We start from the raw sequence: 25260 nt of genomic DNA on the forward strand, positions 1-25260 counted from the left end.
CAATTATCAGTATAGAAGCAGATGGGTATATTAATATATTTGTAGTACAATTAAAATTGTAGGTAGTAAATAAAGTGACAAATTGTCACTTAAAAATTAGGAGGCGAATGTGTATGACTGATGTACTTGTATTAGGTGCCGGTTATGCTGGTATGCGTGCATGTAAAGTTTTAGCTAAAAGTAAGTTGGATTTAAACGTTACTTTAGTTAATAAGAACTCATACCATTATGATGCAACTGCTTTACACACAATTGCCGCAGGAACTAATGTTCCAGAAAATATCGAAATGGATATTCGTGATGCTGTGAGTGACAAAATTAAGTTTGTTCAAGATACAGTTGTTGATATTAATAGAGAAAAAAATGAAGTTGATTTAGCTGAAAATGGCTCTCTTCACTTTGATTATCTATTTAATGCTTTAGGGTTTGAACCAGAAACTTTTGGTACTCCTGGAGCGGATGATATTGCACTAAAAATTAGTAATGTTGATAATGCTTTAGAAGATTACCACACAATATTGGCTGCTTTAGAAAAGTATCAAGAAACTAAAGATAAATCATTATTATCGATTGCAGTTGTTGGTGGTGGTTTTACTAGTATTGAATTACTTGGTGAATTAGCTTATCAAATTCCAAAGTGGGCTAAAAAATATGGGTTTGCTAAAGATGATATGAAAATCACTTGTATTGCTCCAGGATTTTTACCAATGTTTGATAAAAAATACGCTGATTATGCTCAAAAATATCTTGAAAGTAAAGGAATCACATTTATCATGGGGGGGACAGTTTCTGAAGTGAAAACTGATGGTGTGATTTATGGCGATGATAAAATTTTCCTCCCTGCTAACATTACTTTTTGGACTGCTGGTGTACGAGGTAATAAAATCATGGCTAAAGCCGGATATGATCAACATCGTGATCGGGTTGCAGTTAATGACGATATGAGTTTAAGTGATTTCCCTAATGAATACATTATTGGTGATGTTTCTGCTGTTAAAGATCCAGAAAGTGGAAGAATGTACCCTACTACTGGGCAAATTTCGATTGTTGAAGCTACTAATGCAGTTAAAAATTTAGAAGCTAAACTTCAAAATAAGCAACCAGTTAAGTTTGTGTATAATTCATTAGGAACTGTTTGTTCACTTGGACCTTATTCTGGAATTGCTGATATTAATTTATTAGGTGTTCACCTTAAACTCAAGGGAATTATTGTACCACCTTTGAAACATGCAATCTTTAAACGTTCAGCTTTTGAATTATCTGGTCTTAAGGCCGCACTTCAAAGCTAATTGTTAATTAAGGAGAATAGAGATAATGTTAAATTTAGGACTTAGTGTTTTACCACTAGCTCGTTTCCAATTTGAAATGACAACTATTTTTCACTTTTTCTTTGTGCCAATGTCAATTGGACTTGTCTTAGTTGTCGCAATTATGGAGACATTATATGTGATTAAAAAAGATCCTATGTACAAAACCATGACTAAGTTTTGGGGAAGAATTTTCCTACTTAGTTTTGCCGTTGGTGTTGTTACTGGGTTGATTCAAGAATTTCAATTTGGAATGAACTGGTCAGAATATTCAAGATTCATGGGAGATATTTTTGGAGCTCCCCTTGCAATTGAAGCTTTACTTGCTTTCTTCATGGAATCTACTTTCATTGGAGTTTGGATGTTTACTTGGGATAAATTAAAACCAGCTTGGCATGCATTGACGATTTGGTTAGTATTCTTGGGATCATCAATTTCGGCTCTTTGGATTTTAGCTGCTAATAGTTTTATGCAGCATCCAGTTGGTTATAAAATTAATGCTGCAACTGGACATGTACAAATGACCAGTTTTTCTGCATTACTTAAGAATCAACAATTATGGTATGAATTTTCCCATGTAATTTTTGGAGCATTCATTACAGGAGCATTCATTGTTGCTGGTTTGTCGGCAATTATGCTTTTCAGAAATAAATCACCTAAGTTTTTTAGAAAATCAATGAGAATTGGTTTAATTATTGGATTATTTGCTTGTGTTGGCAGTTTCTTATCTGGTGATATGCAAACTCAATACCTAATTAAAGAACAACCAATGAAATTTGCTGCAACTGAAGGTATTTACAAAAATACCGACAATCCTGCACCCTGGACGGTCTTCCAAATTACTAATGAAAAAGATCATAAGGGAGAATTTAAAATTGAAGTTCCTTACATGTTAAGTGTTCTTTCTTATCATAAACTTTCAGGTTCCGTTACTGGAATGGATCAAACTAACAAAGCTCTTCATAAAAAATACAATAAAAAATTTGGCAAAAATATGAATTATAATTTACCTGTTAACACCCTATTTTTTGCGTTTAGAATTATGAGTGCTGGCTTTGGAGCTTTAGCTGGTTTAGCAATTTTAGGACTATGGTTCTCTCGAAAGAAAAAAGATACTATTTTAAAGCAAAAATGGCTAACATTACTTCTTGGAATTGCAACTTTTGGACCATTTATCATTAACTCATGTGGATGGCTAGTTACGGAACTTGGACGTGATCCTTGGGTTGTTTATGGATTACTTCCAATTGCAGCTGCAGTTTCACCTTCAACTTCTGCTACCTCAGTATTGTTTACAAATATTGTTTACTTCTTATTATTTACCACTCTTGGTTTCTTCATGATTATGTATGCAAAACACTTCTTATTTGAAGGACCTGAAGGTTTAGGTGATAAAACTAATTATGATCTTGAAGATCCATTTTCTAAGGAGGCATTTGAAAAATGAGTTTCTTACAATTATTATGGTATGCCGTAATTGGTTTACTTTTCATAATCTTCTTAGTACTTGATGGTGCTGATTTTGGAGTTGGGATGGCTACAAGATTTTTAGCATCTAATTATACTGAACGGAAATTATTGCTTAGAACAATTGGACCTCACTGGGATGGTAATGAAGTTTTCTTAGTTACCGCTGGTGGAGCAATGTTTGCTTCTCTACCTGGATGGTATGCAAGTTTATTTTCTGGATTCTACCTCCTCTTATTCTTTGTATTAATTGCTTTGATTTTTAGAGGAGTTTCTTTTGAATTTTCTGATGCAGCGTTAACTGAAAAAGGAAAACGTGGCTGGTTATGGGTTAACTTTATCTCATGTTTGTTCATTCCATTTTTATTAGGAATGTTGTTTACTGATATGATCCAACCCCTTCCAATTGATGCCGGTGGAAATATCTTCGTAAGTTTTTATAACGTTGTTAACCCACTTTCAATTCTTGGTGGACTTTGTATTACTGCAGTTTCACTTTATCAAGGATTAAATTACATTGCCCTTCGTACTGAAGGATTAATTCGTTATCATGCTTCTCGTTTAGCTGATAATTTATATTGGATTGCTTATCCAGTTGAAGTATTAATTGTAATTGCATTATATTTCCAAACTAATTTCTACGAACGTCACCTTGTAGCAACATTAGTATTCTTAGTATTAATTGTTGCTGTGACAGTTTGGGGACAAATTGCAGCAGCAACTGATAAAGAAATTCAAGCAATTATTGCTAGTTCATCATTATTTGCAGTAATCGTAATGTTAATCTTTACTGGATTATTCCCTTATGTTTTAATTGCAAATAATCCTGCTCATAGCTTGTTGATTAAGGAAGTTTCATCTTCACCATACACATTGGTAATAATGACAATTGTGTTAGTAATTCTCTTGCCAATTATGCTTGCATACTTCATCTGGAGTTATGTATCACAATGGCATCGAATTTCACTTGAAGAATTCAAAAAAGATTTGGATAATGGTGAAACATATTAATTAAGATTGGAGAATCTATATGTTTGATAAACAACTCATGTCTATTCCCGGTGTCAAAAAGTTAATTGCTAAACTTAGTTGTTTAGCAACTATCCAATCTTTAGCAATTATATTAGAGGCTTACTTCTTATCAGTAGCAGTCGTTAATACATGGAGCTTAAAAAAAATTACAGCATTGCTCTTGCCAATGCTGTATTTTTTTATAGCCTTTGTTGTTCGTTATTCTATCACAAGAATTGAAAGTCAAATAACTGATCGATTTGCAACGAAAGCTACTGGTGAAATTAAAACTCAATTACTTACTAAAGAATTTGAACTTGGACCTCGGATGATTAGTCAAATCGGATCAGGTCATTTAATTACTTTGGCACTTGAAGGAACAGATAAAATTGAAAATTATTTTAATTTAATTATTCTAAAAACTGTTAATATGGCAATTATTCCTGTAATTTTACTAATTGCAATTTTTTTAATTAACTTTATCTCAGGAATAACCCTCTTTTTAGTTTTCCCAATCATTATTATTTTTATGATTATTTTAGGTTTAGCCGCACAAGCAAAATCTGCACGTCAATATAAAGGTTTTACGGATATGTCAAATAATTTTATTGATACGATGCGTGGACTAAAAACATTAAAACTTTTTGGGCTTAGTGATAAGTATGCTGATAACCTTTATCGAGTTAGTGAAAATTATCGTAAAAGTACGATGAGCGTGTTGAAAGTTGCCCTTCTTTCAACATTTGCACTCGATTTTTTTACAACAATTTCAATTGCAATTGTGGCTGTCTTCTTAGGGGTTGCCTTAATTGATGGTAAAATTTTATTATTACCAGCTTTAACCATTTTAGTACTTGCCCCAGATTACTTTTTGCCAGTTAGAGATTATGGCGATGATTACCATGCTACTTTGGATGGAAAAAATGCTTTAACTAATATTTTTGAAATTTTAAAAATCAAATCCCCAACTAGTAAAATTAAATTAAGTGATTTTACTGGTTGGAATAATACTAGTGAACTAAAAATTAGTGACTTGAATTTCTCTTACGATAAAACAAGTCAAGCTCTACAAAATATCAATTTTAATGTTAAAGGATACAAAAAAATTGGAATTGTGGGACGCTCTGGTTCTGGTAAATCAACCTTTTTAAACATGCTAGGTGGTTGGCTTGAACCATCGAATGCAGATCAATTACCGTTTGATGTGAATGGCAAAAAAGTTGGTAGTTTATCTCAAATAGAATGGCAAAAACACATTAGTTATATTCCTCAAGATCCATATATTTTTGCCGGTACAATTACTGAAAACATTGCTTTTTATCAACCAAACGCCACTAAACAACAAATTAAAGTTGTTGCTGAAAAAGCAGGATTAATGGATTTTGTTAATGATTTACAAGCTGGATTAGATACAAAAATTGGAGAAAGTGGTCGTGGAATTAGTGGTGGTCAAGCACAACGAATTGCGCTCGCAAGAACATTATTAGATGATAATCGTGAAATTTTATTGCTGGATGAACCCACGGCTCATTTAGATATTGAAACTGAATATGAGCTTAAGCAAACAATGCTTCCTATTTTCAGAAATCATCTTGTTATTTTTGCTACTCATCGACTTCATTGGATGCAAAATATGGATTATATTTTAGTCATGGATGAGGGTAAATTAGTAGAACAAGGAACACCTGTTGAATTGGTAAATAGAAATGGGATTTATAAAGAATTAATAGACGAGATTCGAGGTGCAGATCAAAATGCATAAAATATTTAAAAATGATACTTGGATTAAACCTTATCTAGCTAGATATAAAAAACTATTAGTTTTGGTATTTTTCTTAGGCGTTTTAACGTTTTTCTGTGCCATCGGTTTAATGTTTGTTGCTGGTTATTTAATTAGTCGCTCAGCTACTCATCCCTATAATATTTTAGTGGTTTATGTTCCAGTTCTTTTAACTCGTGCTTTTGGGATAGGAAGACCCTTATTTAAGTACTTAGAACGGATCAATAGTCATAACTGGGTGCTAAAGGTTACCTCATTATTAAGAAAGCGCTTGTATACCACACTTGAGACTAGTGCCATGTTTTTAACTAGTAAGTTTCAAACCGGAGATTTACTTAGCATTTTAGCTGAAGATATTGATCATTTGGAAAATTTATATTTGAGAACGATTTTTCCTACGGTAGTTGCTTACATTACAGGAATTATCGTAATCCTTTGTCTTGGAGTTATCAGCTGGCTATATGCCATATTCATGCTAATATCATTTGCAATCATCTTATTATTTATTCCCCTTGCTTCAGTTGCGATGCGGGGTGCTGCAAAGGAGTATGAACGATCATTGGTTCATGAATCGTATAGTGAATTAACCGATGCAACCTTTGGAATTGGTGACTGGATGATTTCAGGGAGAAAAAATGGATTTTTAAAGCGAGTTACGAAAAACGATAGTAAATTAGATGCATCAAATTTTAGAACTCGTAAATATGAATGGAATCGTGATCTACTAGTTAAAGTTATGTTTGCAATTATTTTAATTGGTACTTTAATTTGGTCAAATTGGTTTTTTAACTCATCGCAAGCGCTGGCTAATTATGCTGCGGCTTTTGTCTTAGGAGTTTTTCCCTTGATGGATACTTTTATTCCAGTTAGTCAAGCAATGGAAGAATGGCCAATGTATAAGGATTCGGTGCTTAGATTAAATAAGCTTTCAAATGATGAAATTAAACCTAATCCTGATCAATCAGCTGCTAATCCTGATACTTTTAAAGAAATCAAAATGAATGATGTAACGTTTAATTATCCTGGCGAGTCAGTTAGTTTAATTAAAAACGTTTCTTTAGAAGTTAAAAGAGGCCAAAAATTAGCAATTATTGGACCCAGTGGTGTTGGTAAAACTACTCTACTTCAATTATTATTAGGATCATTAATTCCAACTAAAGGATCTGTAACGATTGATGGAATTAATGTGACAAGATTACAGAACAATCAGGCTAAATGGTTTAGTGTTTTAGACCAACACCCTTTTCTATTCAACACTTCTGTTTTGAATAATGTTCGAATTGGAAACGAAAATTCTAGTAATGAAGATGTTAAACAAGCAATAAAAGATGTAGGATTGGAAGATTATATTAAATCATTACCAGATGGCTACAATACTAATGTTCACGAAAGTGGTGTTCGTTTTTCTGGTGGTCAACGCCAACGATTAGCATTAGCAAGAATTTTACTACAAAATAATCCGATTGTTTTGCTGGATGAACCAACGGTTGGGCTTGATCCAATTACAGAAAATGATTTAATTAAGACATTAGATAGAGTACTTAAAGGAAAAACAGTTATTTGGGTAACCCATCATCTTCAAGGTTTATCAAACATGAATCAAGTTATTTTCCTAGAAAATGGTTCAATTAAGATGGAAGGTACCCCATCAGAACTATATAAAAACAACCCCCGTTACCGTAAGCTATATGCTATGGATCAAGGGATTGTTCAAGATTAATTATTTGAATAATTTTTCAATAATCATGTTTAAAGTATTTTTGGAAATACCATCAGGTAATTTATCAATTAAGTGTTTACACTCTTTTAAGGTTTTTTCTAATTTTTGTTGAGCTTGTTTTAACCCACCACTCGTCTCGATTATAATTTGAATTTTTTGAAGATCAGCTGAATCCAGCTGATCTTTTTTTAGTATCTTTAGTAACTCTTCTTTATAACTAGTTCGCAAGGCATAAATAATTGGAAGTGTATATATTCCTTCAGTTACATCTTCGAGTCTTGGTTTTCCAGTCTTATAGGTAGGATTAAAATCAAGTAAATCATCTCTAATTTGAAAAGCGTCTCCTAACTTGGAACCAATTTGTTCAGCCAATTTAACAGTTGTTTCATCAGCACCACCTAAAATAGCACCTTCTGCAGCACTATTTATAAATAAAGCAGATGTTTTTCCGTTAATGGCTTTGAAGTAATCAGTTTCAGATCTTTTTAGATTATCTTTCGAGAGACTTTGATGTAATTCGCCATCCAAAATAGATTGGATTAGTTCAATATTAAAATTTAAATTATTTTTGTCAGGTGCGTATTCGATAAGTAATTTGAAATAACGAGTAAATAAATAATCTCCTAAGTAAATTGCTTCGTGTTGACCAAATTTTTTATTGAGTGTTTTCGCAGCACGACGCAAATCAGATTCATCAATAACGTCATCATGAACTAAAGAAGCTAAATGAATAATCTCTATTGATGCTGCCGCCTTTTCGAAAATTAAATCATTATTATTAGGACCATACTCACTGAATAATAAAAGTAAGGCTGCCCGAATCATCTTACCATTGCCATTAATCAAATCATCAATTCCTTTTTTGAATTTGGAATTATCAATATTAATTTGATTAATCATGATTTTTTGAGTTTTTTTTAATTTATTTTCTAAATTTGGAAACTGTTCCCATAAACTATAGTCCATGAATTTTATTTTTCCTTAATGTTTTTTTGTTAGTTATATTTTATCATATTAAAACTGATTAAAATAAAAAAGCACGAATGACTTTTAACCATTCGTGTATTATTCCTTCTTTATTTTAAAGATTGGAATTTTAGGTAAATCTGTTGATTGATTATTAGAATTATTTTTTTGCTGTTCATAATTTTTACGTTGTTCTTCAACTTGTGCAACCGTTGTAATGTTTTGCTTTTTCCAAGAAATTAAAATTCTATCAATGTATTTTAAACTGTAAACCTGCTTCAAAACTGCCTCACGAAGAGCTAATTTAACAATTTTGGTTGAATATTTATCAATTGTAAGCCAATCGTTAATTGTTTCTAATTCAATTGGAGATAGTGGACGGCCAAATTCTTGTGTGAAATTATTGAATAATTCTTGGCGATTTGAGAGACTTTCTTCTTCAGTATCTTTAATAGAATCTGTTACCTCAATTTTAGAATCTGGATGTTGTTCTAATAATTGATTAATTTTTTGATTTAGTGGTGTAAAGCTATATTCATCTACATTTTCTTTTCCACTAGTAATTGCAACAAATCTTTTCTTTACTAATTGATGAATTGTATCAAAAACTAGTTTTGTATCAAATCCTGTCATGTCCACAATCATTTGTGGTTCAGGAAAGTTAATTCCCCTTGTTTTTAAATAGGAAAGTTCAATTAAAATTACTGATTCTGTTGCGGTTAAACCCAGATTATTGATGTTTGCTAAAATAGCGCCTGAAATATTTACAGATCCATAATCTAAATATTTAATTAAATTATTGTCCATCTAGACACTTCCTATACATTTAATGATTCAATTTTTTTGCCATTTTTAAAGTTTATAGTGACATAATCGTATCCACCGTTATATTTTTTTAAAGAAATTAGCCAAGCAGGTTTGTTATTCACTAAAACCAAACCAGCGTTTATAATTTTTTGATTGTTATTAGATTTTGCAATTATTTTAGCTTTTTCTTCACTAATTCCATCAGATTGTTTAAAAATTTTGATATGTTTCATATTTTTAGTAACAACCGCAAATGAAGGTATATTCTTCTTATTTTCACCAGCTACTGAATAGTATGTTGTTCCTAAATTATTTTCACTAAAATTTGATATATCATGGAATTTTGCATATTTTTCAACTAAATCAATTGTGATTGTTTGCTTTTTTTGAAACGGTCTCTGAGCAATGTGAATTGCAATTAAACCAGATAAAATTATGACAATTGCTAAAGCAAATATTATTTTTGAATAGCGTAATAATCTCATACGTAGTAATCTTTTTTCTCGCATAGGTATCCTCTTTTAAATTCACTAATAATTCAATTATAGCAACTTATCATTTTCTTTTGAATTAAAAAATGTTTTATTTTCTTTTGTAATATTCTCTATATCCCCTGTAATAATTTTTAGGTCTGGATTAAAAGATCTAAGGATTTGTTCACCATATTTTCTAGTAACTAAACGATTATCCAAAATTGTAATTGTGCCATAATCATTTTCATGACGTAACAACCTTCCCATTCCTTGATTCAAATCCATAATCGCCTTTGGCAAGGTATAGCTAATAAAAGGATTTTTTTTCTCTTTTCGCAAATATGAAGATCTTGCTTTAGCAATTGGGTTGCTTGGTGCTGCAAATGGTAAGCGAGTAATAATGACTGATTTAAGATAATTATTTGGAAAATCAATTCCTTCCCAAAATCCATTCGCTCCTAAAATAACTGGATTTTTTGTTTCCTGAAATTTTCTAATTATTTTTTCTTGGCTTCCAGATATTCCAGAAGCAAAAATATGAGGAACTTTATTATTAATTAGAATATTGTGATAAACTGATTCGATTAATTGTAATGAATTGAATAATACAAGTGTTGGAACAGGATGACTATTGTATATATCAATAATAGAATCTGATAAGTATTTAACATAATCGTCATTATCAAAACTTTCGGGCATAGGAGTTTGGTTAGAAACCATTAATTTCATTTGATTTGCATAATCAAAATTTGATTTTAGCCTTTTCATTCTGGTATTATTTCTATTCAAATCAAGTTGATTATAAATAAATTGCGATTTTTTGGAGGTAAACAAGACAGCACCAGTAAAAATAGCAGGTTTGAAATATTTATAAATATCTTTACTTAAACTATTGGTTGAATCAAGTTGTAAACTCTCTAAAATTACATTGTTGGGATCATGATCCAATCCATATTTCATCAAAATAACATCTGCAAAGTTATTAGCTGCAAAGTTATCTATAAAAATATTTAATTGTTCAATAAATTTTATAATTTTAGTCACGTGTTCATTAAACTTTAAGAATATTTCGTAATCAGCTGGTGTCCAGCGTTTAGAATTTTGTGCTATTTCGAAATTTAAAGATTTTAATTGATTTTGTAGAATACTATTTAAACTAGTTAGTTTAGTAATTTGTTGTTGATTTAGTTCAATAAACTCTTTGAGCTTGTCCAATCGTAACCCAACTTCAGAACGATGTTGATTAAGTCGTTTCATAAAGAACTTAGCAAACTGACTAGCTAAATAAGTGTTAGTTTCCGATATTTGGTCAACTGCTTGAGCGATTCTTTCAGTTTTAGATAGCAAACTATTATTACTTTCAAAGATATCGTTTAGATTTTCAGCATGAGTTTGAAAAATATCATTTCTTACTCGCCCACTATTTTTTTTAATAGTTCCAAGCCACAAATGTTTTTGTTGAGAATTAAATGCTACATCTGATAGTGTAGATGCTTCGTCAACTACTAAGTATGGTTTTTGATTTAGAGTTTCATTGATTTTACGAGCATTTTGATAGAGATAATTATGATTGGTAATTACAATATCTGTTGATTTAAGCATTTGCGTTTGACGGTTGATAAAATCATAATTTCCTAAATCTAGATTATCATCAGAAAAACCAGATTGATAATTAATTTGATTAATAATAATTGCTTTTTTAGGCAAATTTAATTCATCTAGATCACCTGTATCAGTTTCAGTCAACCAAATTAAAATTTTAGCTTTGATAAATTGTGATTGTTTGTTACCATCATCAATTAATAAGTTGAGCAAAAACCGATTTAAATCTAAATAATGATTTTTTCCTTTTAAAATTACTGAATTAAATCCAAATCCAAATTCTTCGTTTAAAGTATGATTGATAGTTTTTTGTAATTGAGATTGTAATGCAATTGTAGCAGTACTAATGACAACTGGTCTTCCTTTTTGAACTAAATATGCCATCGTAATTAAGTATCCTAAAGTTTTTCCGCTACCAGTAGGCGCTTCGATTATTAAGTTAGTGGGCTTTTTTTTCGAATCTGTGTAATTATGATAAATAGCATTCATCATTTTACTTTGAGATTCTCGCCATTGATATCCTGGTTCAAGTAACTTTAACTTTTTACTTTTGGTTTTAGGGAATTTAGGAACTTTTAATTTTTCAATAAACTGTGGGGATTTTACCTTTTTTAAAATAATCCCCTCAACGTTTACTAAATTATTTGGCAATTCTAGTTTTTTGGATTGTTTTTGTTGATAAATTGAGCTAATAAATGAAAGTGTATCTTGTGGTAATTCAAGGTTAATATCTAAAATGTTTTTTAAAGTTGTTTGCGGAATTGTTTTAATTTTATCTGTAATTTTAATTAATAAAACTGCTGTTGCAGCTGCATCACTAGCTGATGAGTGTGGGTGTTTATGAATAATATTAAAATGACTGCTAAGATCACTTAATCGATAACTATTCAAAGTTGGAAAAAAAATTTGCGTTAGACTAACCGTATCAATTGCGGGAATATCTAATTCTGGAAAGCCAACTTTTTCTAAAAAGGCATTTAAAAAGGGGAAATCAAAGTTGACATTGTGAGCAACAAATACAGTATTCTTTAATTTTTTGTAGATGGTTGCTGCTACTTGATCAAAAGTTGGAGCATTTTTAATGGTCTCGCTTGTAATTCCGGTTAGATTTGAAATCTCTTCTGAAATCTCAACCCCATCATTTATGTAAGTCGAATATGAATCAATGATTTGATTATTTTTAACAAAACTTACGCTAAATTGAATAATATGATCTCCGTGTTTGATACTCGTACCAGTAGTCTCCATATCAACAACGGTGTATGTTGTATTCTGATTCATTAACTTTCCTACTCTCGTTCTTATAAACTATTCTAATTCTACTACAAAACTAGTTAAATCGATAATATCAAATCGCTTGTATGATTGGTTATTTCTTCAAATATGATAAAATATAACAGTTAAGAAAGTGAGCGATAGCTAATGAATAAAGAAGCAATTGGAAAAAGTCATGCTAAGGTTATTTTTTTAGGAGAACATAGTGCGGTTTATCAAAAGCCTGCAATCGTCTTTCCACTTCCGCAAATTGAAGTCCAAGTTACAATTAAACCCATTCATTCTAATGAATCAGAAATTGAGAGTAAATATTTCAATGGTCCTTTATCCGAATTACCCACTTCTATGACTGGTATTTCACAATTAATTGAACGATTAAATGAACTTTTAAATCCTAAGCACATAAAATTTAGTATTCAAATTATCAGTGAAATTCCCTTAGGACGTGGGATGGGTTCTTCTGCAGCTACTTCAGCTGCCCTTACTCGTGCTTATTTTGCATATTTTGAAAAATCATTAGATAAACAAGAACTAGATAATCTAATTAATGTTGAAGAATCAATTACTCACGGAAATCCTAGTGGAATTGATGCCAAAACGGTGATTTCTGATCAACCAATTTTATTTGAAAATGGTCATTTTACCCCAATCTCTTTTAATACCACTGGGTTTATTATTATTGCAGATACTGGTATTTCTAGTAACACCAAAATTGCTGTTGATGAAGTTCATAACCGATTAAATTACCATCCAGAATTAGTGAAACAAGAAATTAATCAATTAGGAAATTTAACAGAACAAGTCAAATTAACTTTGAACAACAATGATATTAAAAAAACAGGACAATTAATGAACGATGCCCAAATGATTCTTTCTAATTTGGGGGTTAGTTCTTTCAAACTTGATCATTTAATCTCAGTAGCAAAAGCCAATGATGCTTTAGGTGCAAAATTAACTGGTAGCGGAATGGGCGGATGCATTATTGCCCTTTGCGGTACGTTGGAAAAAGCACAACTAATTAAGAAACAATTATTGAATAATGGTGCTAAATCTGCCTGGATCCAATCATTAAATGAATTAACTAGTGAGGCAAAACAATGACAATTTCTAAAAATAAAGTAACTGCTCGTGCATACACTAATATTGCTTTGATTAAATATTGGGGAAAAGTTGATCAGAAATTAAAAATACCTACAACCAGTAGCTTGTCGTTAACATTAAAAGATTTTTATACTGATACATCAGTTTTATTTAACGAAAAGCTTTTAGAAGACAAAATCACTTTTAACGGTCAACAATTATCAGAAAAAAAAGCTGAACGAATCGTTAATTTTCTCGATGTTGTTAGAGACCTAGCTCAACAAAACGTTTATGCAGAAGTTTCTACAATTAACAAAGTCCCTACCTCTGCTGGATTAGCATCTTCAGCATCTGGTTTTGCAGCGCTTGCTGCTTCTGCTAGCAAAGCAATTGGATTAAATTTAAACAAAAAAGACCTTTCTCGACTAGCACGTCGAGGTTCTGGATCAGCTACTAGAAGTATTTATGGTGGTTTTGTGGAGTGGAAAAAAGGCTTTAGTGACGAAACTTCATATGCTGTCCCCTTTGAAGAAGAAGTTGATTGGCCAATTAATGTAGTTGCTGTTATGGTTAATCAATCAGAAAAACAAATGAGCAGTTCTAAAGGAATGCAAATTTCAGTAAACACCTCCCCTTATTACTCAGCATGGGAAAAAGTTTCTAAAAAAGCTCTTAAAGAGATTAAAGTTGCAATTAAAAATCGTGATTTTGATAGGATGGGTAAAATTGCAGAGGAAAATGCAATGCAAATGCATGCGTTAACTTTGAGTTCTTCACCCGATTACACTTATTTTGATGCTGACTCATTAAAAGTAATGAATCTCGTTCATAGTTTAAGAAGCAGTGGTCTAACGTGTTATTTTACAATGGATGCTGGTCCAAATGTTAAAATACTAGTAGAAAAACAAAATACTTCTAAACTGGTTAGTGAGTTAGAAAAAGAATTTGGGTCTGATAAAGTAATTGTTACCTCAGCAGGACCTGGAATTGAGTACCAATAAAAATATTTTACGAAAGAAGTTATTTTTTTGATTACTACAAAAGCGCCTGGAAAATTATATCTTGCTGGCGAATATGCTGTTGTCGAAACTGGACACCCTGCAATTATTGCTGCAGTTAATCGGTTTGTTACAGCAGAAATTGAAGAAGCAAAAAGTTATGGAACGATTACTTCCCAACAGTATGAAAAAACCATGTTACATTGGCAACGGATTAATTCAGAAATCGTTTTAGATGACCGGGAAAATCCCTTTAAATACATCGTTTCTGCAATTAAAGTTGCTGAAGAATACATTAAGCCACTCAGACTCGATTTAAAAACTTTTAACATTAATATTAATAGTGAGTTAGATAGTGGAGATGGAAAAAAATATGGACTAGGTTCCTCTGCGGCAGTGACGGTTGCTACAACAAAAGCCGTATGTAAGCTTTACCAGCTTAACCTAACAAAAATAGAGTTATTCAAGTTAGCTGCAATTGCACACTTTGAAGTTCAGGGAAATGGATCATTAGGAGATGTTGCATCCAGTGTTTTTGGTGGTTTAATTTCATACACCTCTTTTGATCGAACCTGGCTTTCAAGTTTTCGGAAAAGAGTACCACTTAATAAACTAATTAAATTAGAATGGCCGAGCTTGGAAATTATTCCATTAAAAGTTCCATCAACCTTAAAATTTTTAGTTGGTTGGTCTGGTGCACCTGCTTCGACCTCTCATTTAATTGATAAAGTCGAATTAAAAAAAGGGAAAAATAAAGTACGTTATCATCAATTTTTACATGATAGTAACAAATGTGTGCATGATATTACTAATGGATTTCATCAAGATAATATTAAAATCATTATGAATAACATTAAGAAAAATCGTTTGCTTCTACTAGAACTCGGAGAAATGGCTAATGTCGTGATTGAAACTCCTAAACTGAAAGAATTAGTTGAAATTGCAGATTGCTTTGGAGGAGCTGCCAAAACATCTGGTGCAGGTGGTGGGGATTGTGGAATTGTCTTTATTAAGAATAGTGACGCAATTAATAAATTAGTTGAAGATTGGAAGCAACATGGAATTGATCGTTTAAATATCGAAATTTATAATTATTGAGGACATCATAATGGTAAGCATTCAATCGCATCGAAAAGATGAACATTTATCTTTAGCTAAAAAATTTCATAAAGAAAAATCAAATGCTGGATTTGATCAAATTCACTTCATCCCTAGTACAATTCCAGAGATTAGTTTTAATGATGTTAATATTTCCACTAAAGTTGGTTCATTAACGTTTGATATCCCCTTTTATATTGAGGCAATGACTGGTGGCAGTGAATATACTGGTAAAATTAACCGACAATTAAGTGAAATTGCACAAAAGTTAAATCTTGCGATGGCAGTTGGAAGTGAAAGCGTTGCCCTTCGTGAACCACAACTTGAGGGTACTTTTTCAATTATTAAAAAGGTTAATCCTACTGGATTAAAAATTGCTAATTTAAGTGCTAATGCATCGATTGAAGAAGTTGAAAAAGCTATTACTTTAATTGGTGCAAGTGCAATTGAAATTCATGTTAATGTTGCTCAAGAGGTTGTGATGCCTGAAGGCGATAAAACTTTTAATTGGATTAAAAACATCAAAAAAATCGTTGAAGCCTTCCCCATTCCAGTTATCGTTAAGGAAGTTGGCTTTGGTATGGCTCATGAATCAATCGAAAAATTGAAAGCAGTTGGTGTTAAATATATTAATCTTGGTGGTAAAGGTGGTACAAATTTTGTGCAAATTGAGAATTTTCGTCGACCTTCTAAGGATATGAATTATCTTGAAGATTGGGGATTAACGACAGTTCAATCACTATTTGAAGCTCAAGTATTACCAGATTTGAATTATATTGCTGCTGGAGGAATAACTTCCCCGTTAGACGTTGTAAAAGCTCTGTATTTAGGCGCTGATGCCGTTGGGATTGCAAGTACAATATTATCCTCATTAATTGATAATGGTCCTGAAAAGACCGAAATGATGCTTTCAGAATGGATTTATGGAATTAAAGCGATTTTTGTCATGCTTGGCGTAAAAAATATTACTGAATTAAGAAAAAGTAAGATCTTTACTAGTACAGACTTACAAAATTATCTCCAGCAAAGAAAGCTAAAATAAAAACGACTTCCTTAGAAGTCGTTTTTATTATGCTTTAAATCGTAATCCTTTTGGAAAGAAATTTTTAATTGTCCCAGAAACTACTTTTCCAAATCCGATTGACATTCCATCACAAATTAATAAATACCATCCTTTTTCTAAATTAGAATCAGTAGGAATTGTATCCCCATGGACGTATAATTTCCATTCGTCACGTGTAATATTTAATTTATTTTTTACGTGCTCTGGATTAATTTCCAATGCTAGCCCATATGCTGGTTCAATTCGATTTTTCTTAATTTGTCCAAGTGGTGTTCCTGGTCGCATAACTTTTAAACCATTTAAGTCAGGAATTTCAGGGTTGAATGAATACAAAGTTTCTCCAAATTTTAATAAAGGGTGTGGATCAAAATTAACGAAATTATCATAGTTAAACTTCTCCCAATCTTTTTTTAAATTTCCCGAAACATTAGAACGTTGATATTTTATTTTTCCAATTTTACCGTCGTCTAAACTTTGTAATTTAGCCACAAAATGTCCATCTCCCCTAAATAAATGAGGAAATAATCGAACCGTCTTACTTAGATCTGGATTTCCATTCGCCCACGCTGGTCGTCCACTACTCATGCCCTTGAATTTCTCAATTGGCAAAATTTTAAAATTATAATTATCAACTAGCCAGGCAATGATTTGCTCATCTTCTTCTGGTGCAAAAGTACAGGTCGAATAAATAATTTGGCCACCTGGTTTCAACATCTTAACTGCTTTTTTGATAATTTCACGTTGAAGCGTCGCACATTCTTTTGGGTAATCTTCTGACCAATAGTTGGTAGCATCATGATTTTTGCGAAACATACCCTCCCCAGAACAAGGAGCATCAATTAAAATTTTATCAAAATATTTTTTGAAATGTTTTGATAAATTAGCTGGATCTTCATTTAAAATTAATGGGTTTTTAACTCCAAATCTTTCAATATTTTCCACTAGTATTTTAGCTCTTCCACGGTCAATTTCGTTAGAAACCAAGAGTCCTTGATTATTCATTAAACTAGCTAACTGTGTTGATTTTCCACCCGGAGCGGCACACAAATCTAGAATTTTTTCCCCAGGTTTAGGATCGGCTACTTGTGCAACAAACATTGCAGAAGGTTCTTGACTGTATATATACCCACTTTGATGTTCGGCCGATTTACCGTCAATTTTACCAATAAATCCATTATCGACATATTCGATTGGTTCTTTTGTATTAATTTGAAGATTAGCTTTCGGTTTTAAACGATTAATTCTAAATCCATGATCTGCTTCTTCATCAAAACTTTTAATAAAATTTTCGTATTCTTCTCCTAAAAGTCGTTTATACTTTGATTTAAATTTTTCTGGTAATTCCACTTATTTCTTCTCCTCGAATGTTTCAGTAGTTCTAACTGCTAACTGCCAATTATGGTAAAGTCGTTTTCTTTCAATTTCAGACATTTGTGGTACAAATGTTTGTCCTGTTTGCTTAATTCCATCGATTTCATCAACGTCTTTCCAAAATCCAACTGCTAACCCAGCTAAAAATGCAGCCCCCAAAGCGGTTGATTCAGAAGTTGCTGATCTTTCAATTGCTTGATTTAAGATATCTGCTTGGAATTTCATTAAGAAATCATTTTTTGAAACTCCCCCATCAATTACTAATGAATTTAATGGAACTTGTGTTTCTTCTGTCATGGTATTGATGACATCTTTAGTTTGAAAAGCTAATGATTCTAATGTGGCTTTTACAATTTCATTTATTCCAGTATGATTGGTAATTCCTAAAATAGATCCCCGCACACTTTCATTCCAATAAGGTGCACCTAGTCCTGTAAAAGCAGGAACAACAAATACTGGTTCGTCATTTGCGGTTTTAGCCATATTAGCAGTTCCACTGATATTTTCAATCAATTTCAATTCATCTTTTAACCATTGAACGGCAGATCCTGCGATAAAGATACTACCTTCGAATGCATAATAAACTTTGCCACTAATTCCATAAGCAATGGTCGTTAATAAACCTAGTTTTGAAAACTTAGGTTTATCACCTAAATTCATCATAATAAAAGCACCGGTTCCATATGTGTTTTTCGTCATCCCCGGTTTTAATGCTAATTGACCAAATAAAGAAGCTTGTTGATCACCAGCAATTCCAGAAATCGGAATTTGGACCCCCATGAAGGTAAAATTTTGCGTATATCCATAAACATGAGAAGATTCTTCAACCTTCGGAAGCATTTTCTTTGGGATATTAAAAACATCTAATAAATCCTGATCCCACTCTAATTTGTTGATATTAAATAACATGGTACGACTGGCATTCGTTACATCAGTAGCATGTACTTTTCCAGCGGTTAATTTCCATAATAACCATGTATCAATGGTTCCAAAAAGTAAATCGCCAGTTTCAGCTAAGGTTTGTGCCCCATCAACATGATCTAAAATCCAACGAATTTTAGTTGCTGAAAAGTATGAATCAATGATTAGTCCAGTTTTTTGTTGAATCTCATCTGCTAAACCATGTTGTTTAATCTGTTTTGCAATGTCATTAGTTTGTTTTGACTGCCATACAATGGCGTTATAAATTGGTTTTCCAGTTCTTTTATTCCAAATGACAGTAGTTTCTCTTTGATTACTAATTCCAATTGAACGAACCTTATAAGGTTGTGTTTCAGTTTTAAATAAGACATCAGAAATTACTGACTCAGTTTTATTCCAGATTTCATTTGGATCTTGTTCTACCCAACCTGGATGTGGAAAAACTTGTTTGATTTCTTTTTGTGAACGATCAATTTCTTTTCCTTGATGATTGAATAATATGGCACGAACGGATGTTGTTCCCTCGTCAATTGCCATTATATATTGTTCATTTTTCATAATTAACTCCGTTTGTTCTTAATACTCTAATTATAACGCTTCTATGATTTTTAGTAATTTTTTTCAAGCAGTTATTCTACTATTTTTTATATAAATCCTATAAGTACATTTAATATTTTTCAAAAGTTAATGGTGCTATACTTATTTTGTTAAAATAACAGATTTATTAACAAGAGAGATTAGTATAATGGAATTTAATAATGTTACAGTCATTGGTGGGGGAACTCTTGGTTCTTAAATTGCTTATATGTCAGCATTTCATGGTAAAAACGTTACTATTTGGGGACGAAAAGAAAGTTCATTAGACAGTGCTAAAGAACGAGTTAGTCGTTGGGCTCAAGCAGTTAAGGAAGATTTAGGTGCTACTGAAAAACAATTAAATGATGCACAAGACCATCTTACTTATACTACTGACTTGTCACAAGCACTCAAAGATGCTGATTTAGTAATTGAAGCACTTCCAGAAAATGTTGAAATTAAGAAAGACTTTTATGAAAAGTTTGCTAAATTAGCTGATCCTAAAACAATTGTTGCTACTAATACATCAACCCTTTTACCTTCACAATTTGCTGATTATACTGGTCGCCCAGATAAATTTTTAGCTTATCATTTTGCCAATGAAATTTGGAAAAATAATACTGCTGAAATTATGTCACAAAGTAAAACTAGTAAAGAACTTCCTAAAATGTTTGAAAAATATTCAAGAGAAATTGGAATGGTTCCTTTACTTGTTAATAAGGAACAACCTGGATATATTTTAAATTCATTATCAGTTCCTTTCTTAACAGCAGGCGTTCAATTATGGGTTAAAGGAATTTCCGACCCTCAGACAATTGATAAAACTTGGATGATTGCTACAGGTTCACCTATGGGTCCTTTTGCTTTTATTGATATGATTGGATTACGTACCGTTTATGAGATTAATAAAATGACAAAAGACTCAACCTCACAAAAAGCTGCTGAATTACTTAAAAAGATGATTGATAAAGGTGAAATCGGAGTTGAATCTGGAAAGGGATTCTATACTTATCCTCATCCTGATTTTAAAAAGGCTGAATTTTTAAAATAAAACGTTTAGATAAAAAATATATATTTAACTAAATATTGCTTAAGAGCTAATTTCCAATTTGAAATTAGCTCTTTTTTAATTTCAGAAAATTAAACTTTATAGGAGTCTATTTAATCGATGTTACAATTACTATGATAGATAAAGTGTATTAAAGGAGCGGATTTTATGAATAATTTTGAATTTTCTGCCTGTACGAGTATTCTAGTCGGTAAAAATGCAACTACTGATGGAAGTACTCTAATTGGAAGAAATGAAGATTGTAAAGCAGCATGGCCAAAACGCTTTATAGTTAATGAACATCAAGTACTTGATAAACCCCAAAAGTTTGTTTCAAAAGACAACGGTTTTACTTTAGAGCTTCCTAAAGAACGAGGAAAATATACCTCAACTCCAGAATGGACTGATAAATATGGAGTTTTTGAAGAAGATGGAATCAATGAATACGGTGTTGCCATTAGTGCTACTGAAAGTACTTATGCTAATAACAAAGTATTAGGATTTGATCCGCTAGTTTCTAATGGTATTGGTGAGGAAGCAATTGTAACTGTTATACTTCCCTACGTTAAGTCTGCAATTGAAGGGGTTAACCGACTTGGGGAAATCATCAACAAGTATGGTGCATCAGAAACTAACGGAATTTTAATTTCTGATTCTGAAAATGTTTGGTATTTTGAAATTGGATCTGGTCATCAGTGGGTCGCTCAACGAATTCCTGATGATAGTTATGCAGTAGTAGCTAATCAAATGGCCATTCAAGATGTTAATTTTGATGATTCGGATAATTTTAAATGGTCTACTGATATTCAAAAATTTGTGGCTGATAATTCATTAAATCCTAATCGTCATGGATTTAATTTTAGAGAAATTTTTGGAACACAAAATCAATCAGATGCATACTACAGTACTCCTCGAGTTTGGTATGGTCAAAAAATGTTTAATCCAGAAATTGAACAAGATCCGGAATCACAAAATTTACCCTTCATTCGTAAGAGTAAACAATTAATTTCAGTGTTTGATGCCCAAGATTTTCTGAGTTCACATTTCCAAGAAACGGTCTATGATCCTATTGGAAACGGGACTGAAGCACAAAAACATATGTTTAGACCAATTAGCCTTGCTAAAACTCAAGAATCGCATGTTTTACAATTATCAGCTAAATATCCAAAGGAAATTGGTGACATCCATTGGCTTTTAATGGGAGTGGGATCACAAAGTACATTTGTCCCCTTCTTTGCTGGAATTACAGATACCCCTGAGGAATATAAATACAAAGTTGGACATGATTATGATCATGAATCAGCATATTGGACCTTTAAATTAGTAGGAATTTTAATTGATCCACATTATCTTCAATTTAATGAGCAATTAAAAGACGTACAAAATCAATTGATTCAGCAATACATTGCTAATGTTAATGAAGCTCAAATTGCTTCATTAAATGAAAAACAAAATTTAACTGAATTGGCCAATCACTATAGTTTCAAATCGGCTAATCTTGCGTTAACTGCTTATCGAAATCTGGCAGCTAAATTTATTACAGCTTCGACCGATTTTTCACCTTTGAATTATCAACAAGATTTAAATTTATAAACTACTTATATAAGAAATGCGTGTATTAATGGGAAAAAGTAATAGTAAAAAAATGAGTGCTAATAAATTAGCGCTTATGATATTATCGTCAATCTTTGGATTTGCTAATGTAACTGTTGCTTATGATCAAATGGGATATGCTAGTATCATTTGGTATATCTTTGCTGCTTTGGTATTCTTTTTACCAAGTGGTTTGATGTTTGCTGAATATGGATCAGCATTTAGTGAGCAAAAAGGTGGGATTTATTCATGGTTGAAAAACTCTATCGGCGATCGTTTAGCTTTCATTGGTACTTTTATTTGGTTAGCTGGTTGGGTTATTTGGATGATTTCTGTTGCCATTAAAGTTTGGATTCCGCTTTCAAATATCTTTTTTTGAACGGATAAAACTAATACTTGGCATTTACTAAGTTTTTTTAATTCCATGCAAACTATTGGAATTTTGGCAATTACTTGGGTAATTGTGGTTACCTTTTTTGCTGGTCAAGGTTTTAATCAATTGCTAAAGTATCTGGCATTGGGGGGTTCTCGATTATTTTACCAATTGCTTTTGTGGCGGTATCGGTTGTTGTATTAATTGTTAATCATGGTCATTTGGCCCGGCCAATTACAGGAATTAACTCTTTCATAAAATCGCCTAACATTCAATTTACTAATCCAATTGCCCTAATGTCTTTTATTGTTTATGCAATTTTTGCATATGGTGGAATGGAAACTACAGGTGGAATAGTTAATCAAGTTAATAATCCAAAAAAGAATTATCCTCGAGGAATTATTATTGCAGCAATTATAATGACTTTGACATATTCTTTTTCAATCTTCTTTGTTGGTGTAACAACTAACTGGAATAAAGTCTTGGGGAATGAAAAAGTTAATCTTGGAAATATTACCTATGTATTAGTCAATAATTTAGGGTTTGTTACTGCTAAAACGTTTGGATTATCGAATGGAATTGCAATTTTATTTGGTGGTTCTGGAACTCAAAAATTTTATTTGATTTTAACTGATATGGGCAACATTTCAAGCGCAGTTTCTTACCTATTTTTAATCGGGGCATTTCCATTTTTTAAACGTCTTCAAGAAATTGATCGACCATTTGTTTTCTTTAAACCTGGTTGGAAAACTAACATAACTGTGATTATCATGATGTTCATAATTACCTTAGGAATAGGTTTTACTGCTATTCAACCAATTATTTCTAAAGACTTTGAAACAGCTTTTTGGACGATTATTGGTCCTCTATTTTTTGGTTTGCTTGGTTGGTTATTATATGAAAACGGAATTAGAAATATTAAATTGCTAGAAAAATAAGTATAAAAAAAGAACCTACAAATGTAAGTTCTTTTTTTATACTTATTAACGTTTTTTGAATGATTGCTTGATACGAGCAGCCTTTCCTTGACGATCGCGTAAGTAGTATAGTTTTGAACGACGAACTTTACCACGACGAATAACTTCAAGCTTAGCAACACGTGGCGAGTTTAATGGGAAGATTCTTTCTACCCCAACACCATTACTGATCTTACGAACAGTATAAGTAGCTTGAATTCCGGCACCATGACGTTTAATAACGACACCAGTAAAGTTTTGGATACGTTCTGTATCACCTTCGACAACCTTAACAGATACGTTAACAGTATCTCCGGCACGAAAATCAGGCATGTCTGAACGTAATTGTTCAGCGTTGATTTTTTCAATCAATTTGTTTTGACGCATAATAAATTCCCCTAACTAGCACTCTTATCTTTCCGACAGCGGAATACTGTTGATTTTTTTGGTATAAATACCAAATATTATTATAACATATAATAATTCTAAATCAAATTATTATTTTTTTCTTCCTCAATTCGCACTTCAGCTAGTAACCGTTTAGCATCTTTAGATAATTTGCTATGATCAATCATTTCTGGTCGCTTAAGATATGTTTTTCGTAAAGACTCTTTTAAACGCCAATCAGCTATTTTTTGATGATCTCCACTTAAGAGTATCTTAGGAACCTTTTGCCCCCTAAAATCGGCTGGACGTGTGTATTGTGGGTATTCCAATAATCCATCAGAGAAAGAATCTCCAGGAGCAGATTGCGCGTTACCTAAAACACCAGGAATTAAACGTGAAACTGCATCAATCATTACTAAAGCTGGTAATTCACCACCAGTTAAAACAAAATTGCCTATTGAATATTCATCAGTCACAATTGATTTAATTCTTTCATCAAAACCTTCATAATGACCACAAATAAAAGTAAGATGTTCTTCTTTAGCTAATTCTTCTGCTATGTGTTGATTAAACTGTTTACCAGCTGGGTCAGTTAAAATAACTCGTCCCTTAGGAATTCCATTTTTTTTAGCAATTTTTTGAGTTTGTTGAAATGCATCGACAATTGGCTGAGGCTGAAGTAACATTCCCGCTCCACCACCATAAATTGTATCATCAACATTATGATGTTTATCAGTAGAATAATCTCTGAAGTTTGTAATTGAAACGTCTAATAAGCCACGATCAATTGCCTTACCAATTATTGAATCACTCAAAGGTCCCTCCAAAATACGAGGAAATAAACTTAAAATATCAACTTTCATATTACTCAAGCCCTTCTAATACATCAACAATTATTTTATGATTTTTTAAATCAACATTTTTAATAACATCATCAATTTTTGGCAACAATAAATCAGGCTGATTATTACGCTTAACAACCCATACATCATTTGGACCTAATTCCATAATATCTTTTACTGTTCCAACTAACTCGCCATTTTCTTTAAAAACATCTAAACCAATAATTTCGTGATAAAAATAAGTATCAGGATCTAATTCTAAATTTTCTTGTTGTTCCCTAGTAATTTTTAATATTGATGGTTTCAAGAATGTAACATCATTAATTGAGTCTAAACCCTTAAAATGTATAAGAACAAAGTTTTTGTGTTTACGTTTTCCGTCAACTTCTAATTCAACAGTTTTTCCATCCTTTAAAAAAGCGGTAACTTTTTCTCCTTTTTTAAAACGTTGATCAGGAAAATCAGTAATCGGTTGAACTCGTAATTCGCCTTTTAATCCCTGTGTATTCACGATTTTTCCTACATCAAAGTATTCCATTATTCACC

Annotated in this window: 20 protein-coding genes and 1 pseudogene; 12 read left to right on the forward strand and 9 right to left on the reverse strand. The window is 31.9% G+C overall.

Annotated features, from left to right (window positions below):
- Positions 1–113 precede the first annotated feature (113 nt).
- The 5 genes from FD36_RS00815 to cydC are packed head-to-tail and all read left to right on the forward strand — an operon-like array spanning position 114 to position 7285.
- Positions 114–1289, forward strand: coding sequence for an NAD(P)/FAD-dependent oxidoreductase (locus FD36_RS00815; RefSeq protein WP_056957566.1), 1176 nt, complete (start codon positions 114–116; stop codon positions 1287–1289).
- Between the two features lie 25 nt (positions 1290–1314).
- Entirely contained in the window at positions 1315–2754 is a 1440-nt protein-coding gene (locus FD36_RS00820; RefSeq protein ID WP_056957567.1) for a cytochrome ubiquinol oxidase subunit I, read from the forward strand.
- Positions 2751–3785: a cytochrome d ubiquinol oxidase subunit II gene (cydB, locus tag FD36_RS00825; RefSeq protein WP_056957568.1), complete on the forward strand. Its 1035-nt coding sequence runs from the start codon at positions 2751–2753 to the stop codon at positions 3783–3785. Before FD36_RS00820 ends, cydB begins: the two co-directional genes overlap by 4 nt.
- Before the next feature lie 19 nt (positions 3786–3804).
- Positions 3805–5547, forward strand: coding sequence for a thiol reductant ABC exporter subunit CydD (gene cydD, locus FD36_RS00830; RefSeq protein ID WP_056957569.1), 1743 nt, complete (start codon positions 3805–3807; stop codon positions 5545–5547).
- Positions 5540–7285 carry a thiol reductant ABC exporter subunit CydC gene (cydC, locus tag FD36_RS00835; protein ID WP_056957570.1) on the forward strand — a complete coding sequence of 582 codons (1746 nt, stop codon included), beginning with the start codon at positions 5540–5542 and terminating at the stop codon, positions 7283–7285. The genes cydD and cydC overlap by 8 nt, the downstream gene beginning before the upstream one ends.
- Here cydC and FD36_RS00840 read toward each other — a convergent pair whose 3' ends face one another.
- From FD36_RS00840 to FD36_RS00855, 4 genes are all read right to left on the reverse strand, one after another.
- Positions 7286–8251, reverse strand: coding sequence for a polyprenyl synthetase family protein (locus FD36_RS00840; protein ID WP_056957571.1), 966 nt, complete (start codon positions 8249–8251; stop codon positions 7286–7288).
- Between the two features lie 99 nt (positions 8252–8350).
- Positions 8351–9058, reverse strand: coding sequence for a DnaD domain-containing protein (locus FD36_RS00845; protein ID WP_056957572.1), 708 nt, complete (start codon positions 9056–9058; stop codon positions 8351–8353).
- A gap of 11 nt (positions 9059–9069) precedes the next feature.
- Entirely contained in the window at positions 9070–9567 is a 498-nt protein-coding gene (locus FD36_RS00850; protein ID WP_056957573.1) for a cell wall elongation regulator TseB-like domain-containing protein, read from the reverse strand.
- A gap of 33 nt (positions 9568–9600) precedes the next feature.
- Entirely contained in the window at positions 9601–12414 is a 2814-nt protein-coding gene (locus tag FD36_RS00855; protein ID WP_056957574.1) for a helicase C-terminal domain-containing protein, read from the reverse strand.
- A 141-nt stretch (positions 12415–12555) separates the two neighbouring features.
- On the opposite strand from FD36_RS00855, the gene mvk reads away from it, so the two are divergent.
- From mvk to fni, 4 genes are read left to right on the forward strand one after another with little or no spacing between them, the layout of a single operon-like run.
- Positions 12556–13509, forward strand: coding sequence for a mevalonate kinase (gene mvk, locus FD36_RS00860; RefSeq protein WP_056957575.1), 954 nt, complete (start codon positions 12556–12558; stop codon positions 13507–13509).
- On the forward strand, positions 13506–14489 hold the full coding sequence (mvaD, locus tag FD36_RS00865; protein ID WP_056957576.1) for a diphosphomevalonate decarboxylase: 984 nt from the start codon (positions 13506–13508) through the stop codon (positions 14487–14489). Before mvk ends, mvaD begins: the two co-directional genes overlap by 4 nt.
- Before the next feature lie 27 nt (positions 14490–14516).
- On the forward strand, positions 14517–15584 hold the full coding sequence (locus FD36_RS00870) for a phosphomevalonate kinase (RefSeq protein WP_056957577.1): 1068 nt from the start codon (positions 14517–14519) through the stop codon (positions 15582–15584).
- A 10-nt stretch (positions 15585–15594) separates the two neighbouring features.
- Positions 15595–16626 carry a type 2 isopentenyl-diphosphate Delta-isomerase gene (gene fni, locus FD36_RS00875; protein ID WP_056957578.1) on the forward strand — a complete coding sequence of 344 codons (1032 nt, stop codon included), beginning with the start codon at positions 15595–15597 and terminating at the stop codon, positions 16624–16626.
- A 27-nt stretch (positions 16627–16653) separates the two neighbouring features.
- On the opposite strand, the gene FD36_RS00880 is transcribed toward fni, so the two are convergent.
- Together FD36_RS00880 and glpK are read right to left on the reverse strand one after the other, a co-directional pair.
- On the reverse strand, positions 16654–17994 hold the full coding sequence (locus FD36_RS00880; RefSeq protein WP_056957579.1) for an RsmB/NOP family class I SAM-dependent RNA methyltransferase: 1341 nt from the start codon (positions 17992–17994) through the stop codon (positions 16654–16656).
- On the reverse strand, positions 17995–19497 hold the full coding sequence (glpK, locus tag FD36_RS00885; protein ID WP_056957580.1) for a glycerol kinase GlpK: 1503 nt from the start codon (positions 19495–19497) through the stop codon (positions 17995–17997).
- A gap of 247 nt (positions 19498–19744) precedes the next feature.
- On the opposite strand from glpK, the gene FD36_RS00890 reads away from it, so the two are divergent.
- The 3 genes and pseudogenes from FD36_RS00890 to yjeM all read left to right on the forward strand — a co-directional run bounded on the left by FD36_RS00890 (position 19745) and on the right by yjeM (position 23467).
- Entirely contained in the window at positions 19745–20566 is an 822-nt protein-coding gene (locus FD36_RS00890) for a 3-hydroxyacyl-CoA dehydrogenase (protein WP_225361978.1), read from the forward strand.
- A 165-nt stretch (positions 20567–20731) separates the two neighbouring features.
- A complete protein-coding gene (locus FD36_RS00895) occupies positions 20732–22156 on the forward strand; it encodes a C69 family dipeptidase (RefSeq protein ID WP_056957581.1) in 1425 nt (474 codons plus the stop codon).
- 28 nt (positions 22157–22184) lie between these two features.
- Positions 22185–23467 (forward strand): annotated as a pseudogene (gene yjeM / locus FD36_RS07015) (glutamate/gamma-aminobutyrate family transporter YjeM).
- Between the two features lie 45 nt (positions 23468–23512).
- On the opposite strand, the gene rplS reads toward yjeM, so the two are convergent.
- The 3 genes from rplS to rimM all read right to left on the reverse strand — a co-directional run bounded on the left by rplS (position 23513) and on the right by rimM (position 25252).
- Positions 23513–23872: a 50S ribosomal protein L19 gene (gene rplS, locus FD36_RS00905; RefSeq protein ID WP_056957582.1), complete on the reverse strand. Its 360-nt coding sequence runs from the start codon at positions 23870–23872 to the stop codon at positions 23513–23515.
- Positions 23873–23970: 98 nt separating this feature from the next.
- Positions 23971–24735, reverse strand: coding sequence for a tRNA (guanosine(37)-N1)-methyltransferase TrmD (trmD, locus tag FD36_RS00910; RefSeq protein ID WP_056957583.1), 765 nt, complete (start codon positions 24733–24735; stop codon positions 23971–23973).
- Position 24736: 1 nt separating this feature from the next.
- The gene (gene rimM / locus FD36_RS00915; RefSeq protein WP_014081965.1) at positions 24737–25252 is read right to left on the reverse strand and encodes a ribosome maturation factor RimM; all 516 of its coding nucleotides are present in this window, start codon (positions 25250–25252) and stop codon (positions 24737–24739) included.
- Positions 25253–25260: the final 8 nt, after the last annotated feature.

Origin of the sequence: Fructilactobacillus sanfranciscensis DSM 20451 (assembly GCF_001436035.1) — a bacterium.
GTDB lineage: Bacteria > Bacillota > Bacilli > Lactobacillales > Lactobacillaceae > Fructilactobacillus > Fructilactobacillus sanfranciscensis.